Source organism: Micromonospora sp. HM5-17 (assembly GCF_003762835.1).
In the GTDB taxonomy this organism is placed as follows: Bacteria; Actinomycetota; Actinomycetes; order Mycobacteriales; family Micromonosporaceae; genus Plantactinospora.
Map to the genome: position 1 here is coordinate 129994 of NZ_RJWA01000007.1, position 15721 is coordinate 145714.

Annotated in this window: 9 protein-coding genes; 3 read left to right on the forward strand and 6 right to left on the reverse strand. The window is 72.1% G+C overall.

The genetic code is table 11. From position 1 onward, the window contains the following. Window positions 1-2: 2 nt before the first annotated feature. Entirely contained in the window at window positions 3-425 is a 423-nt protein-coding gene (locus tag EF879_RS20285) for a roadblock/LC7 domain-containing protein (protein WP_123560973.1), read from the forward strand. 131 nt (window positions 426-556) lie between these two features. On the opposite strand, the gene EF879_RS20290 is transcribed toward EF879_RS20285, so the two are convergent. Further along, window positions 557-841, reverse strand: coding sequence for a hypothetical protein (locus EF879_RS20290; protein WP_123560975.1), 285 nt, complete (start codon window positions 839-841; stop codon window positions 557-559). Between the two features lie 158 nt (window positions 842-999). Then, window positions 1000-2568 (reverse strand): GH1 family beta-glucosidase, encoded by a 1569-nt coding sequence (locus EF879_RS20295; RefSeq protein ID WP_233604617.1) that lies wholly within the window; start codon window positions 2566-2568, stop codon window positions 1000-1002. Window positions 2569-3622: 1054 nt separating this feature from the next. On the opposite strand from EF879_RS20295, the gene EF879_RS20300 reads away from it, so the two are divergent. Beyond that, complete coding sequence (locus EF879_RS20300; protein ID WP_123560977.1) at window positions 3623-6535, forward strand: glycoside hydrolase family 48 protein; 2913 nt, start codon at window positions 3623-3625, stop codon at window positions 6533-6535. Between the two features lie 366 nt (window positions 6536-6901). Further along, window positions 6902-7783 (forward strand): phosphatase PAP2 family protein, encoded by an 882-nt coding sequence (locus EF879_RS20305; protein WP_123561290.1) that lies wholly within the window; start codon window positions 6902-6904, stop codon window positions 7781-7783. 519 nt (window positions 7784-8302) lie between these two features. Here the strand turns inward: EF879_RS20305 and EF879_RS20310 are convergent. Genes EF879_RS20310 through EF879_RS20325 form a run of 4 tightly spaced genes read right to left on the reverse strand, consistent with a single transcriptional unit; the run spans window position 8303 to window position 15646 of the window. Further along, entirely contained in the window at window positions 8303-10729 is a 2427-nt protein-coding gene (locus EF879_RS20310; protein ID WP_123561292.1) for a transglutaminase domain-containing protein, read from the reverse strand. Window positions 10730-10770: 41 nt separating this feature from the next. Continuing rightward, the gene (locus EF879_RS20315; protein WP_123560979.1) at window positions 10771-11922 is read right to left on the reverse strand and encodes a DUF58 domain-containing protein; all 1152 of its coding nucleotides are present in this window, start codon (window positions 11920-11922) and stop codon (window positions 10771-10773) included. A 13-nt stretch (window positions 11923-11935) separates the two neighbouring features. Beyond that, window positions 11936-12931, reverse strand: a complete 996-nt coding sequence (locus EF879_RS20320; protein ID WP_123560981.1) for a MoxR family ATPase — start codon at window positions 12929-12931, stop codon at window positions 11936-11938. Window positions 12932-12961: 30 nt separating this feature from the next. Further along, entirely contained in the window at window positions 12962-15646 is a 2685-nt protein-coding gene (locus tag EF879_RS20325; RefSeq protein ID WP_233604618.1) for a fibronectin type III domain-containing protein, read from the reverse strand. Window positions 15647-15721 lie beyond the last annotated feature (75 nt).

The window sequence follows — 15721 nt, forward strand, 5'->3', positions numbered from 1 at the left end:
TATTGAGCACGCTCAGTCAAGCGGCGAAGGATCTGAACTGGCTGGTCAGCGGCTTTACCGAGCGGGTGCCGGGGGTGGCGCACGCCATCGTCGTCTCCGCTGATGGTCTGCTGGTGGCGGTCTCGGACCACCTGCCCCGGGACCACGCGGACAAGCTGTCCGCGGTCACCTCGGGGTTGTGCAGCATCACCGCCGGCGCCGCCGAGATGTTCGACGGGGACGTCGTCAAGCAGACGGTGGTCGAGATGGGCCGAGGCTACTTCCTGGTGATGCAGATCCGGGACGGCTCGATTCTGGCCGTGCTCGCCGCCAAGGACGCCGACATCGGTGTGGTGGGCTACGAGATGGCGAAGCTGGCCAAGGCGGCGGGCGAGATGCTCACCCCGGCCCTGCGCGCCGAGCTGCAGCAGGCCCTGCCACGCTGACCGGGCCGTCGGTCACGGCCGCCACGGTGCCCCGGCGGGGAGCCGCCCGAGCGGACGGTCGGCTCCCCCGCGCCGTCGGCGCACCCCGCTCGACCGGGTCGGTGCACTCCGGTCGACCGGGTCGGGTCCGGTCACGGTGTGCAGGCAGGCGGTGTGGGCGGCGATCTCGGCCCGGTGCACCTCGGGCATGGTGGGGCCGTACGGCGGCGAGCTGCGCCGGCGTACCGCACCTCCGGCACGGGCACCCCGACCCGGGCGGCCCGGCGGTAGACGTCGACCTCGGTCCGCATCAGGTCGACCTCGTGGCTGGGCAACGTCAGCTCCGGCGGGGGCGCGACCTTGAGGACGAGGTCGGTCCCGTCGGCCAGCCGGACGCCGTACGCCGCGGTGAAGGTTCCCCGGTCAATCCGGTCCACGCGTCGAGTTCGGCGCGGTCACCGAACGCGCGGCGGATCAGGGACCGGAGTTCGGCCTCGGTGACGTGGCGTCTGGTCAGGCTCGGGACTTCCATACGCTTCTCGGTGGGGTACGCGCCGACCACCCCGCCTCCTGGCGTGGCCGTACGCCGGACGGGTCAGATCGCGTTCTCGGCGATCACCCGGCGGTACCAGTGGGCGCTGCGCTTCAGCACCCGGCGCTGGGTCGGGTAGTCGATGTAGATCAGTCCCCAGCGCTGGTCGTACCCTTCGTTCCACTCGAAGTTGTCCATCAGGGACCAGACGTGGTAGCTCTCCAGCGGCACGCCGTCGGCGATGGCCCGGTGCGCGGCGGCGAGGTGGTCGCGGAGGAACGCGATCCGGCCCGGGTCGTCCACGCTGCCGTCGGCGGCGAGGACGTCGGGGGTGGGCAGGCCGTTCTCGGTGATGGTGAGCGGGATGTCGCCGTAGTCGCGGGTCACCCGGGTCAGGATGTCGTACATCCCGTCCGGGAAGATCTGCTGCCAGCTCGCCAGCGAGGTCGGCCACTTCCGTACGGTGCCGCCGGCGGCGGTGACGTAGATCGGGGTGTAGTACTGCACGGCGAGCAGGTCCACCGGCGCCGAGATGACCTGTAGGTCGCCGTCGCGGATCCCGCGCACCATCCGGCTGTCGGGGCCGAGGTCGGCGAGGACGTCGGCCGGGTACGCCCCCTTGAAGATCGAGTCGAGGTAGAGGCGGTTCTCGTAGCCGTCGTAGAGCCGCGTCGCCTCCTCGACGCCCGGGCTGTCGTCCGCCGGGTAGCAGGGGTGCAGGTTCAGCGCCGGTCCGATCCGGCCGTCGTTGCCGGTGGCGCGATACGCCTGCACCGCGAGCCCGTGCGCGAGTTGCAGGTGGTGGGCGACGAGGTACGCGGCCGAGGGGTCGCGCAGGCCGGGTGCGTGGTGCCCGCCCAGGTAGCCGTTCTGGACCACCGTCTTCGGCTCGTTGATGGTCAGCCAGACCGGGACCGCGGCGCCGAGCGCGGTGAAGACCGCCTCGGCGTAGTCGGCGAAGCGGTAGGCGACCTCCCGGGACTCCCAGCCGCCACGGTCCTGGAGGGACTGCGGCAGGTCCCAGTGGAAGAGGGTGGCCATCGGGGCGATCCCGCGCTGGTGCAGGCCGTCCACCAGGCGCCGGTAGAAGTCGAGGCCGCGCTGGTTCGGCGTACCGGTGCCGTCGGCCTGGATCCGGGGCCAGGAGATCGAGAAGCGGTAGGTGCGCAGCCCCAGTTCCCGCATCAGGTCGAGGTCGCCGAGGTAGCGATGGTAGTGGTCGGCGGCGATGTCGCCGGTGTCGCCGCCGCGGACCCGGCCCGGGGTGTGGCTGAAGGTGTCCCAGATCGACTCGCCACGCCCGTCGTCCTTGGCCGCGCCCTCGATCTGGTACGCCGAGGTGGCCGCTCCCCAGCCGAAGCCCTCCGGAAAGCGGAGGCCGAGCCGGGCCTCCGGCGACGTGTGCCGTTCCGGGTCGGACTCGGAGTCGGTGCCGCAGCCGGTGAGGGCGGCGCCGGTGCCGGCGGTGACGGCCGAGCCGGCCGACATGCGGGCGGCCGAGCCGGCCGACATGCGGGCGGCCGAGCCGGCCGACATGCGGGCGGCCGAGCCGACCGAGAGGCGGACGGCCGGGGCGGCACTGGCGGATAACGCGGCGCGGCGCAGCAGATGCCGCCGGGTCAGTACGGACATGCTGTCTCCTCGTGTGTGGGGCCCTCCGCAGACGCTTCGGGAGCGCTCCCACGGGAGAGCGTAAGCGATCACCGAGGCGTTTGCGTATGGGATGTTCGGGTGGCAGTGGCGGGTCTGGGCCTCGTCCACTGCCCGTCCCCCCCACGTGCGCCATGAGCAAGGCGACCGGGCGTCGCGGTGCGACGGGCCGGTCGCCGGAGAGTGATGACGCTTCGGTCGGTCGGTGCCGCCCCGGGTGGCGATACCGATGACCGAAATACCCCCTGGTTGCCCGGGGGTAGTGTGGGGACGGGGAGGGCAACCCCCGTCCCCACCGTGAGTTACCAACACACACGAACGGAATTGGCGTCCGGGTCGTGCGTGCCGCGCGGGAGCCGGGCCACGCGAGTGGCTCTGGTTCCACCTCCTCTCGACGGTGGTGAGGATGGCTGGCGGCGGAGTCCGGGCTGGCCCGCCGTCAGCCCCGTGGCTGAGCGGTCGGCGGCTACCCCACGGTGCGGGTAGCCCGCCAACGGAGGGAGAACGGCCCGGTGGGCGCCGAGCCTCTCCGGTCTCCGTCTCGTGCGGATGCACGCTAGTTACAGGCTCATCAATGGAAGCGCTCCCATCGACGTTGGTTGGACTGTAGCCCGCGTCACGGGTTTGTGAAAGACCCAAAATGAGATCGAAACATCTGGCGAATGCGGCGGAAGCCCGCTCGCGCTCGCGCGATCCACTGTCGCCCAGCTCAGCGGGCTTTTCGACCCTCTGAAGTGGAGCATCGGGGGTCGCACTTGCCGCCGGGAGCGCTCCCATGCAACACTGTCGAACTATCGCGGCTGGGAGCCACACCGACGCGATCAGGGGCCGCCGAGGGCATCCGACATCGGTACGGCGCCCCCCTTGCACCGACCGGAGCCGCCGCGTCCGGCGTCTCCTCCGGCGTCCACCGACCCCGGTCCGGGACGGGTCTGACCACCACCATTCCGACGTCTTCCGTCATGCGCGCCGTTGTCCGCGCGGGGAGGCGTCCCCGCCGCGGTACGCCGCGGCTGGTCCGCGAGGAGAAGCACGAATGAAGTTGAGGTTAGGAAGACGCCGGGTGGCGATGGCCGCCGCCGGCGTACTGGCGGTGGGGGGTGTGGCTGTCGCTCCCGGTACCGCCCAGGCCGCCCCCGCCTGCGACGTCACCTACACCACCAATAGCTGGGACACCGGATTCACCGCCAACCTGACGATCCGGAATCTCGGCGACCCGATGACCAGCTGGCGCCTCGAATTCACGTTCCCGGGCAACCAGCGCATCACCCAGGGCTGGTCGGCCGAGTGGAGCCAGTCCGGCGCGAACGTCACCGCGACCAACATGCCGTGGAACGGCAACCTCGGCACCGGGGCGTCGACCACCATCGGCTTCAACGGGTCGTACTCCGGCACCAACGACAGCCCCAACTCCTTCAGGGTGAACGGCGTGACCTGTAACGGCGCGCAGAACACCGCCCCGACCGTCCAGATCACCAGCCCGGCCAACAACGCGACCTTCACCGCACCGGCCGACGTCACCATCGAGGCCACGGCGAGCGACGCCGAGGGCCCGGTCGAGCGGGTCGAGTTCTACCGCAACGGCCTGCTGGTCGGCACCGACACCAGCGCGCCGTACAGCTACACCAACAGCGCGCTGCCTGCCGGGTCGTACACCGCCCAGGTCCGCGCGTACGACAGCGAAGGGCTCACCGGCACCGACGAGGTGGTCTTCACCGTCACCGGCAGCAGCCAGGCGAGCGTCGTGACCCCCGCGACCCTCCAGCTCGCCGAGGGCGGCAGCGGCGACCTGAACGTCCGGCTCAGCGCCGCACCGACCAGCGACGTGACGGTCTCGCTGAGCAAGACCGGTGACGACGACGTGACCCTCGAGCAGTCCAGCGTGACCATCACCCCGCAGAACTGGAACACCGGGGTCAACGTCACGGTCAACGCCGCCCAGGACGAGGACAGCACCAACGACACCGCGACCATCACCGCCAGCGCGCCGGGACGCACCCCGTCGGTCACCGCCGTGACCGTCATCGACGACGAGGGCGACGGCGGCCCGGGCGGCGAGTACGGCGAGGAGTTCCTGGAGCTCTACAACAAGATCAAGAATCCGGCGAACGGGTACTTCAGCCCCGAGGGCGTGCCGTACCACTCCGTGGAGACGCTGCTGGTCGAGGCCCCGGACCACGGGCACGAGACCACCTCCGAGGCGTTCAGCTACTGGCTCTTCCTCGAGGCGATGTACGGCCGGGTGACCGGCAACTGGGGTCCGTTCAACCAGGCCTGGCAGGTCATGGACCGGTACATCATCCCGTCCGAGACCCAGTCGAACTACAACCCGAGCGACCCGGCGGACTACGCGCCGGAGGCGTCCCGCCCCGACCTCTACCCGCAGCAGGGCGGCAAGCTCGACCCCAACGTCCGGGTCGGTCAGGACCCGCTGGCCCAGGAGCTGCAGTCCACCTACAACAGCGGCCGGATCTACGGCATGCACTGGCTGCTCGACGTGGACAACGTCTACGGGTACGGCAGGTGCGGTGACGGCACCACCAAGCCCGCGTACATCAACACCTACCAGCGGGGCCCGCAGGAGTCGGTCTGGGAGACCGTCGCCCACCCCTCCTGCGAGACCTTCGCGTTCGGTGGGCCGAACGGCTACCTGCCGATCTTCATCGGTGACCAGTCGTACGCCCAGCAGTGGCGCTACACCAACGCCCCCGACGCCGACGCCCGCGCCGTGCAGGCCGCGTACTGGGCGCTGAAGTGGGCCAAGGAGCAGGGCAACGAGGGACAGATCAGCGCCACCATCGCCAACGCCGCGAAGATGGGCGACTACCTGCGCTACGCGATGTACGACAAGTACTTCAAGCAGCCCGGGTGTGACTCGCCGTCCTGCCCCGCCGGCACCGGCAAGAACAGCGCCGCGTACCTGCTGAGCTGGTACTACGCCTGGGGCGGCTCGCAGGGTGGCAGCAGCAGCTGGGCGTGGCGGATCGGCTCCAGCCACAACCACGGCGGCTACCAGAACCCGTTCGCGGCGTGGGCGCTCTCCACGGTGCCCGAGCTGATCCCGCGGTCGCCGACCGCGCAGGCGGACTGGGAGACCAGCCTCGACCGGCAGCTCGACTTCTACACCTGGCTCCAGTCGGCCGAGGGTGCGATCGCCGGTGGCGCCACCAACAGCTGGAACGGCGACTACAGCCCGCGTCCGGCCGGGGTGCCGACCTTCTACGGCATGACGTACGACGAGAAGCCGGTCTACCACGACCCGCCGTCGAACCAGTGGTTCGGCTTCCAGGCCTGGAGCATGGAGCGGGTCGCGGAGTACTACCACGAGACCGGTGACGCCCGGGCCAAGGCGCTGCTGGACAAGTGGGTCGACTGGGCGATCTCGCACACCACGGTCGACGGGGCGAGCTACCAGATCCCGTCGACGCTGCGGTGGAGCGGTCAGCCGGGTGGCAACTGGACCGCCAGCACCACCTCGGTCGACAACAGCAACCTGCACGTCGAGGTCGTGGACTACACCCAGGACGTGGGGGTCGCCGGCGCGTACGCCCGGACGCTGGTCTACTACGGCGCCAAGTCCGGTGACGCCCAGGCGAAGGCCACCGCGAAGGCGCTGCTCGACGCCGTTCTCCAGCACAAGGACGAGAAGGGCGTCGCGGTCCCGGAGACCAGGGAGGACTACAACCGCTTCGACGACCGGTACGACAGCAGCACCGGGCAGGGTCTCTACATCCCGCCGGACTTCACCGGGACCATGCCGAACGGTGACCCGATCAACTCCAACTCGACCTTCCTCAGCATCCGGTCGTTCCTCGAGCGCGACCCGGACTGGCCCAAGGTGCAGGCGTACCTGAACGGCGGGCCGGCTCCGACGTTCACCTACCACCGGTTCTGGGCTCAGGTCGACGTCGCGATGGCACTGCACGACTACGACCGGCTGATCGGCTGACGCCGGTCTGACAGACGGGCCTGATTCCCACGGTCAGGCCACCCGTGGCGGGTCCGGCCGAGTTGGCCAACGCAGCGGTTCGGCCGGACCCGCCACTCCCGTCCCCCGCCTGCCGGGACGGGGCAGCAGCACCGCCCGCCGGGCGGGCGGCACCCCGGGTGCCGCCCGCCCGGTCGTGTCTCCGGGCACCGGTCGCGATCCGGCCGCCTTCTCGCGTGGTCCGGCCGCTCCCCCAGCCCGGTCGCTTCCCCGTCCGGTCGTCCCCATGTCTTCCGTCATTGATCCGGTCACTTCCTGGGTCGGTCGCCGCCGACCGTTTGCCGGATCGTGGTACCGGGCATCCGGAGCCGTGGCTACGGTGTCGCCATGCATGGGGGTAGCCGGCGGTCGACCGCCGGGTGGCTAGCGCTGTCGACCGTCGCGCAGATCATCGTTCTGGCCGCCGTCTGGTGGTTCGCCGTCCGCACCGCGCGCGGTCAGCTGCTGGACACCATCGCGTTCCACGGCACCTTCATCGGCTGGCATTGGATCGCCGGGGTGCTCGACGTTGTGCTCAACGCGGTCTCCCTGCTCTCGCTCCTGGCCGCCACCGCCATCATCGGTTCCATCGCGCTGCTCCGTGGCCGGAGCGCGCTGGCGGTGGCGGCGATCCTGCTCATCGTCGGCGCGAACGTCAGCACCCAGGTCCTCAAACACACCATCGAGCGTCCCGATCTCGGAGTCGACCCGAGTCCGGCGGCACCGGGCAACAGCCTGCCCAGTGGACACACCACCGTGGCCGCCTCGGTGGCGGTGGCGCTGGTGATGGTCCTGCCACCCCGGCTGCGCGGCTGGGCCGCGCTGTTCGGCGCCGGGTACGCGGGGCTCACCGGTGTGGCCACGCTTTCGGCGGGCTGGCACCGGCCGAGTGACGCGGTGGCCGCCCTGCTGGTGGTCGGTGCCTGGGCGACGGCGGCCAGTCTCGTCCTGCTGCTCGGCGGGAACGAATCCGCGGAGGCGACGCCCGCCGATCGGCATCCGGTGGCGAGGGCCGTGCTCATCGCCGGTGGGCTGGCGCTGCTGCTGGTGGCTGCGGCGGCGTTCGTCTGGGCCGACGGTATGCAGGCGGTCTCGCCCGCGGAGTTGAGCCAGCGTCAGCTCTTGCTCGCGTACGCCGGCAGCGCCGCCGGTATCGCCGGGACCGCGGCGCTGGTCACCGGGCTGGTGCTGGGTAGTGCACACCGGGTGGTACCCCGCCGAGCCGGCTGACCGCTGCCCGACCGGCGCGCGCACCGCCTGCGTACCCTGGTCGGTGGTTGGCGCAACGCATTTCAGCGCCGGTTACGGCGGGCGGACTGGGACGTCGACGCCGTTCGTGACGCGTGCGGGACTATGTGGTCGAGCATGGGGAACCAGCCCCAGCGACGGCATGATGATCGGCTACACCGTACCGGAGATCCGACGACTCCTCACCGCACTGACAGTGCGACAAACCCACCCACCACAACACGTGTGGGCCTGGTCAAGATGGCACCGCCGACGCCAACACCAAGCCCGACTCCGCCACTACCGGCGACACGGCTACCCATGACAGTGCCGTTGCGGTACTAGCCCCGCCGCATCCGCCTTGTCAACCAGGTGGCCGGCAGCCGGCCCTACGCCGGCGTGGCCTTCTCCCCGCGTGCCAACCACTCTCGCAGAACAGGTTTGCGTTCGGCTGGCCAATCAGGGTCTGTTTCAGGGAAGACGAGGGTCGTCGAGGCTGTCCGGAACCGCGTCCCGGGTCGGTCAGTCGCGCCAGCGCAGTGGCCCGGGGTGCAGGGACCAGAGCACCCGCCGCCACCAGGGCCGGCTGGCCCGTAGCTCGTCGGCGTACGCGACGGCCAGCTCGGCGGCCCGGCGGGCCTGCTCCTCCGTGGCGTGACCCGGCGCGAACGCGGCCAGGTTGACCAGCTCCGCCAGGTCGTCCACGGGTGGGGTCGCGCTCCGCAGCGGCGGCCGCCCGGCGTTGCCGCCCCGGGTGTGGCGACGGCGCCGGGCCGGCGTGGCGGATCCGGCATCCGGGCCGCCGGAATCGGCTTCCGGGCCGTCGGCATCGGACGTCCCGGCCAGGCTCGACCGGGCGTGGGCCGCGACCTCGGTGGCGGCCAGGTGGTCGGGAACGGGCCGCCCGGCGAGTCGCAGCGCGTCGGTCACCTCCCGCCAGGCGCCGGCGATCCGCTGGGCCGGTGTCCCCTCGGCGAGGCGGCGGCGTCGCTGTGCCCGGCGCAGCGCGACGACCGTCAGCGCCAGCCCGACCAGTACCAGCAGCAGACCTCCGGTGCCGCCACCGACCAGGACCGGCACCCCCGGACCGCGGGAGCCGCCTGGCGCCGCCGCCGGCTCCGGAGTCGACTCCGGGGTCGCCTGCGGGGGCTGGCTCGGCTCCTCTGGTGGCGGGGTCGGATCCTCCGGCTCCGGCTTGAAGTCCTGCTCGACGGGCCGGGGTTGGGTGTTCGGCAGCGGGAGTGGGTTGAACGGCACCCACCCGAGCTCGTCGAAGAGCACCTCCGGCCAGGCCAGCGCGTCCGCGCCCCGGACCGGGCCGGTGCCGGGCGGCGCCTGGAAGCCGACGACCACCCGGGTCGGCAGCCCCATCATCCGGCCGAGTACGGCGAACGCGGCGGCGAACTGCTCGGAGGTGCCGCGCTGCCCGCCGCCGTTCGGCGGTCCGAAGAGGAAGAACCCGAGATTGGGATAGGCGTGCCCGCTCGGCGCGTCGGCCACCAGCCGGTAGTGCTCGGCGAGGAACGTCTCGATCGCCACCGCCCGGGCGTACGGCGCACCGTTCTCCTCCGCCAACTGTTCGGCGAGGCGTTGCATCTGCTCCGGCGCGCCCGGCTCGACCCGGAGGAACCGGGCCACCTCGTCACCGAAGGGCACGGTCGCCCCCGGCAGGAGGTTGTAGTCGGGCCGCTCGCGTTCGGAGACGACCGTGTAGCGCAGCCCCTCGGTCAGCCCCTCGGGCCGGATCAGCGTGCCGCTGGCCTGGTCGTACGCCACCCGGGAGCCGCTGACCTCGCGCGGGGTCGGTACCGCGGGGAGTAGCCGTCCGGTGAGGTCGCGGACGGTGATGTCCTGCTCGATCCGCTCCACCTCGGCGTTCGGAACCCGGTCGGCGGCGGGCAGCACCCGGCCGGCGTTGCGGTAGGTGGCGCCGACCTTCCAGGTCACCCCGTCGTAGTCGTTGAGGACGGCGAGCCGGATCCGCAGCCCCGACGCCGATCCGGCCGGCCCCGCCTCGTCGCCCGGCTCTCCGGTGCCGGTTCCGTCGTCCGCCGGATCCTCGCTGTCGGAGCCGGTTCCGTCGTCGGAGTCGTCTCCGCCGTCGGGTGCGGCGGACGGGGTCGCCTGGCCGGCGGGGTCGCCGGACCCCCGGGTGGTGACCTCGAGCAGCACCTGGTCCGGATTCAACGCCCAGCCGGAGATCCGGATCAGCGGGTTCTCGTCCAGGCTGTCCACCTGCGGAGGTTGCACGTAGCGCCGCGGGTCGACCGGGGTGGTGCCGACCCGGCGGGCCACCAGCGGCGCCACCGCGGCGGCGAGCCCGACCACCACGACCAGCCCGAGGGCGGTGCTGGCGAACATCCGCAGTCGCAGCGCGGCCCGGACCGCCGGGGTGAGGCCGGCGCCGGCCGCGTCCGCCGGGTCGGCGTGCTCCGGTCGCCCACCGGCCGCCAGCGCCAGCGCCCCGGCGGCGGCGAAGACCACCGTCATCCAGAGCACCGGTGAGGCGTTCGGACCGACCACGTAGAGCGCGCCCGCGTACAGCGCGACCGGGGCGGCCAGCCCGAGCAGCACCCGGGCGGCCCGGATCCCGACCTCGGCACCGGCGAGCCCGGCCAGCCAGGCGGCGACCACCGGCACGATCACGGTGTCCGGGGTCGGCTCGACCGGAATCAGCGCGGTGAGCAGCCGGGGAATGCCGTTGCGGGCGGCGTCCGCCGCCACCGTGGCGAAGTCGCCCGGCAGCTCGGCCCGCCGCGCGGTCAGCCAGAGCGCGAAGCCGGCGTAGCCGATCAGCACCAGCACCGACAGCGGGGCGACCAACCAGGACGGCAGCCGCCGGGCGGCCAGGCTGATCCCGACCGAGCCGACCGCGGCGCCGAGGACGAGCTGGCTGAGCAGCGCGTCGGCGTACACCCGGCCGAGCGCCGCACCGGCGAGCCCGATCATCGCGACCAGCGCCAGCGGCACCGCCAGCGCCCGCAGGAACCTCACCACCGGCGGACCCCGTCCCACTCGGCGGCGAACTCCGCGCCGTCCGCCGCGTCGATCACCACCATGCCCGCCCCGGTGGCCGGCGTCGGCCCGTCGGCGCCGAAGACCCCGACGACCACCGACGGGTACGCCGACCGCAGCGCGTTCAGGTACCCCAGGTCGGCCCGACCCGCCGGCCCGGTGAGGAAGACCAGGGTGTCGCCGAGCCGTTCCTGCCGCAGCCGGAGCGTGGCGGTCCGCAGGGGATCGTCGTCACCGCCCCGGGGGCCGGGCGTCAGCTCGGCGGCGGCGAGCCGGTCCAGGAACTCGCCGCCGGGGTCGGCGGCGACGAACAGCAGCGTCACCGGCAGTTCCTCGCGTCGGGCCGCCACCACCACCGAGGCCGCCGCCTCGCAGGCCGACTCGAACGCCTCGACCACCCCGTCGACCGGCCGCGCGTACGCCGCCGCGCGATTGTCCAGCAGCACCACGAGCCGGGGCAGGCTGGTGTCGAGCTGCTCCTTCACCATCAGCTCGCCGACCCGGGCGCTGGTCCGCCAGTGCACCCGGCGCAGTTCGTCGCCGACGACGTACTCGCGTAGGGAGTCGAAGGTGATCGAGCCCTGGGGCACCCGGTCGACCCGGCCGTCCATGCTCCGGGTGACCCCGGACGGGGTGGCGGTCAACGGGTGGATGCGGGGGTGCACCCAGACCTGGACGGTGCCGCCGTGCGACCGGGCGACGGTGATCAGCCCGAGCGCGTCCCGGCCGGTGATCCGAAGTGGTCCGACGGTGACCACGCCGCGCCGGTGGGTCGGCACCGGGTAGCTGACCGTGGTGTCCCGGCCGGGGCGGAGCCGCAGCAGCGGCACCGGAACCGGCCGGCCGCCGCAGCGGTCCTCGGCAAGGAGGTTCGCCGAACGTAGCCGGGCACGGTTGCGGATGGTCAGGGTCATGGTCGCGGGCTCGCCCCGACCCACCCGGTCGGGGTCGGCGACCCGGGTCACGTCGAGTCGGGGCCGCCAGGTGGCGTTGCCGGCCGCACAGCCGACCGCGATCACCGCGGTGGTGCCGAGCAACGCGAGTTCCGGGTAGCCGAACCGGAACCCGACCAGCAGGAGGAGTACGGCGCCGGCGAACAGGCCGATTCCGCGCGAGGTGATGGTCATCGTGTCGGTCGGATCAGGTCTGTGCCGAGGCGAGCTGCCCCGACGGCAGTGGCACAGGGACCGACGCCACCGCCTCGTACAGCACCTCGGTCGCGGTGATGCCCCGTACCTGGGCGTCGGGGGTGAGCAGGATCCGGTGCGCGAAGACCGGTTCGGCCAGCATCTTGAGATCCTCGGGGAGGATCCAGCCGCGCCCCTCGAGCAGCGCGTACGCGCAGGCGGCCCGGGTCAGTGCGATGACCCCGCGGGGGCTGACCCCGACCCGGACGTGTGGGTGGGCGCGGGTCGCCGCGGCGAGCCGGACGGCGTACGCGTAGAGCGGGTCGGCGATGTGGACCCGCTGCGCCATCCGGATCATCTCCCCGACGGTGGCGGTGTCGGTGACCGGCTCCAACGCCTCGGGGGAGCGGACCGTGGCGCCGCGCAGCACCTCGACCTCGATCGCCTCGTCCGGGTAGCCGACGGAGAGCTTCACCAGGAACCGGTCGAGCTGTGCCTCGGGGAGCCGGTACGTCCCGTCCATCTCGACCGGGTTCTGTGTCGCGACGACCAGGAACGGCCGGGGCACCGGGTGTCGGACGCCGTCGACGGTGACGGTCCGCTCCTCCATCACCTCCAGCAGTGCCGACTGGGTCTTGGGGGAGGCGCGGTTGATCTCGTCGGCGATGACGATGTTGGCGAAGACCGGGCCGGGGTGGAACTCGAAGGCCCGGTTCGCCTGGTTGAAGATGGTCACCCCGGAGACGTCCGACGGGAGCAGGTCCGGGGTGAACTGGATACGCCGCCACTTGCCCCGGACCGTGGCCGCGATGGCCCGGGCCAGGGTGGTCTTGCCCACCCCGGGCACGTCCTCGAGGAGGACGTGCCCCTGGGCGAAGAGGGCGGTCAGTGCCAGTCGGACCACGTGCGGCTTACCCAGCACCACCGAGTTGATGTTGTCGGCGATCCGGGCGGCCAGATTGGCGAAGCCCTGAACATGGTGCTGGGTAAGCGGCTCGCGGCGGTTCACGTCGTGGTGCTCCTGACTGGCGTGATGCGGTCAGCAGGTGGGCAGGACGCTGATGTCGTCCCCGTTCTCGAGGTTGAGCCAGGCGAACGGGATGTAGTTCCGGCCCGAGAACTCGACCTGGACCCACCAGGTGCTGCGCTTGTGGTTGTTGTAGACGTAGGCGTAGATCTCCTGCCCCTGCACCTTGCAGTACGACTTCAGCCTGCTGTTCCGCTGGGCCCGGCCGACCTGCTTGCCGTTCTCCTGCCGGGGCACCGAGAAGACCTCGATGCCGTCGCGGCCCGGCCCGTCCCCGTTGCAGTACGTCCGCTCCTCGCCGACGGTGCCGTTGTTGCAGGTGGCGACCCCGTAGAGGGCGGGCGTGGCCTTGCTCGTCGTCTTCTGGCCCGTGCCGGCCACATTGGTCGCCGCCACCGTGAACTGGTACGACGTACCGGGCGTCAGGCCGGTGACGTTGATGCTGGAGCAGTTGCCGGTCACCTTCGGCCGACCCGACGGGGTGACGGAGCAGGTCGCCGACCCACCGCCCGCGTCGACGGTGAACGTGACCTTGGCCGAGGAGTAGCTGGTGGTGACGCCGGTGATGGTCACCGTCGGCGCGGCCACGGTACGCGCGGTCGCGGTGGCGACGGCACCCGGGCCGGCCTCGTTGACCGCCTGCACCCGGACCGGGACGTTCTGCCCGTCACCGAAGCCGGACACCGTGACCTGGGTCTGGGTCGCCGGGACCTCGCTCTTCTTCCCGCCGGCGTCGACCAGGTACTTGGTGATCGGACGGCCGTTCTCGGCCGGGGCGGCCCAGGTCACCCTGATGGCGCCCTTCGTGTCACCGACCGTGGTGGCCTTGACGCCGACCGGTGCCGCCGGGGCGGTGTACGGCACCACGGTGCCGCTCACCGGCGAGGCGGCCGACCCGGCGCCCTTCTCGTTGATCGAGACGACGCTGAAGGCGTACTGGTTGCCGTAGGTGAGCTCACCGGCGGGGATGATCAGCTCGGTCCCGGTCGCCTCGCCGACCGGGGCGTTCGCTCCGGCCGAGATGGCGGTGACGGCGTACTTGGTGATCTTGTAACCCTGGCCGTTCGCCGCGGGCCAGCTGACCCGTACCGTGCCGTCCGGCCGTGCCTCGGCGGTGACGCTGGCCGGCGGGTCCGGCACCTCGGAGGTCGGGGTCACCGGGTTGCTCTTCCGGGCCGGGCCGGCGCCCTTGGCGTTCACCGCGTGCACCGAGAACTGGTAGGTCTCGCCGTTGGTCAGGCCGGTGATCTCCAGCGAGCGCTGGTCGGCGCCGACCTGGAAGGTCTTGCCGGCGCCCTCCACGACGTACCGGGTGATCGCCGAACCGTTCGCGGGGGCCGGCCGCCAGCTCACCCGGGCGCGGGCGTTGCCGGCGGCAGCCGTCACCGACTTCGGCGCGCCCGGCTTGCTGACCGTCGGCTTCTTCGGCGGCGGAGGCGGCTGAGGAGTCTGCGGCGGGTCGCCACCGAGGATGTCGTTGGCGTACTTGTTGACGTCCTGGACCCGGTGCTGGTCGTCGATCACCTTCGCCCGGTCCGAGTTGGGCGCGTTGACGAAGAGGTGGTTCTCCCGGACCTCCAGCTCCAGCGGCCCGTTGGCGCCCGGCATCTCGATGGTCTCGATGAGCTGTCCGGCCTGGTCGAAGGCGTAGATCTTGCCGGCCTCGTCGTCGGCGCAGTAGAACCGGCCGGCCCAGGCGACCGCCGGGCTGAGCCGCGTCCCCTCGCCGGGGACGGTGAACTGCTTGTCCACGGCGCCCTTCGCCGCGACCACGACGGCCCGGTCGTCGATCACGGTGACCGGGATCTGCTCGCCGCTGGTGCGTGGCGGCATCGCCCCCGGGCCGGTGAGCGGCAGCGTCACCGGCTGCGGCCCCCCGTCCCCACGCAGCGTGGTCAGCGTGTTGGTGGTGCGGTCCAGGACGGCGACGCCGTCGTCCAGCGTCGAGACGGTCAGGTCGTGGCTCGGCTCGGCCACCGCCTCGCTGCGGATCTGCTTCGGGCTGGCCCCGCCGCCGGTGCCGCCGCTGCCGTCGGCCGACTCGGGCAGCTCGGCCGGGGTGATCGCGGAGACGGTGCCCTCACTCGGTACGGCGATCCAGAGCCGGCCGGTGCCGTCGAAGTCGCCGCCGGTGATCCCCGGTGGATAGTTGATCTGCTCGCCGATCGGGGTCAGCGACCGGGGGTCGAGCTGCCGGACCGTCCCCTGCACCGCGTCGACCACGAAGGCGGCGTCCTCATGCAGGGCGATGTTGACGCCGATCCCGGCGGTGGTCCGCGCGGTCGCCATGATCTGGAGCGTGGCGAGGTCGAGCGAGCTGATCTGCCCGGTGTTCAGGTCGCGCAGGATCAGCAGCCGGTCGGTCTGCACCACCTGCATCCGGTGGCCCCGTCCCTCCGGCACCTGCATCCGGGTGTCGACCCGGCCGGTGACCCCGTTGACCCGGGCCAGCTCGCTCTTGGCCGCGCTCCACAGCCACGAACTCGCGTCGTAGCTCGCCACCGCGTTGTCCGCCGCGCCCATGCCGAGCACGGTGAGCCCCATGGCTGCGGCGAGCGCCGCCACGGTGGCGACGGTGACGAGTCCACCTCGGAGTCGGCGGGAACGGCGTCGCGCCGCGAGATCGTCCGGCGCCGCCGCGGGCGGCGGCGTGCCGTTGCCATCACTGTCTGTAAAGCCGGTCCCTGTGGTGGCCACAGTCGGCTGACCTCCCCAGTCGTGGCGGCCTCGGCCGCCGCTGTGAGTGAATCTCCCCGAAACCGGGTGACATCA

Coding starts and splice junctions, on each gene's coding strand:
- EF879_RS20315 (WP_123560979.1), bottom strand. CDS start 11,922: ATGACCATCACCTCGCGCGGAATCGGCCTGTTCGCCGGCGCCGTACTC.
- EF879_RS20300 (WP_123560977.1), top strand. CDS start 3,623: ATGAAGTTGAGGTTAGGAAGACGCCGGGTGGCGATGGCCGCCGCCGGC.
- EF879_RS20295 (WP_233604617.1), bottom strand. CDS start 2,568: ATGTCCGTACTGACCCGGCGGCATCTGCTGCGCCGCGCCGCGTTATCC.
- EF879_RS20310 (WP_123561292.1), bottom strand. CDS start 10,729: ATGATCGGGCTCGCCGGTGCGGCGCTCGGCCGGGTGTACGCCGACGCG.
- EF879_RS20305 (WP_123561290.1), top strand. CDS start 6,902: ATGCATGGGGGTAGCCGGCGGTCGACCGCCGGGTGGCTAGCGCTGTCG.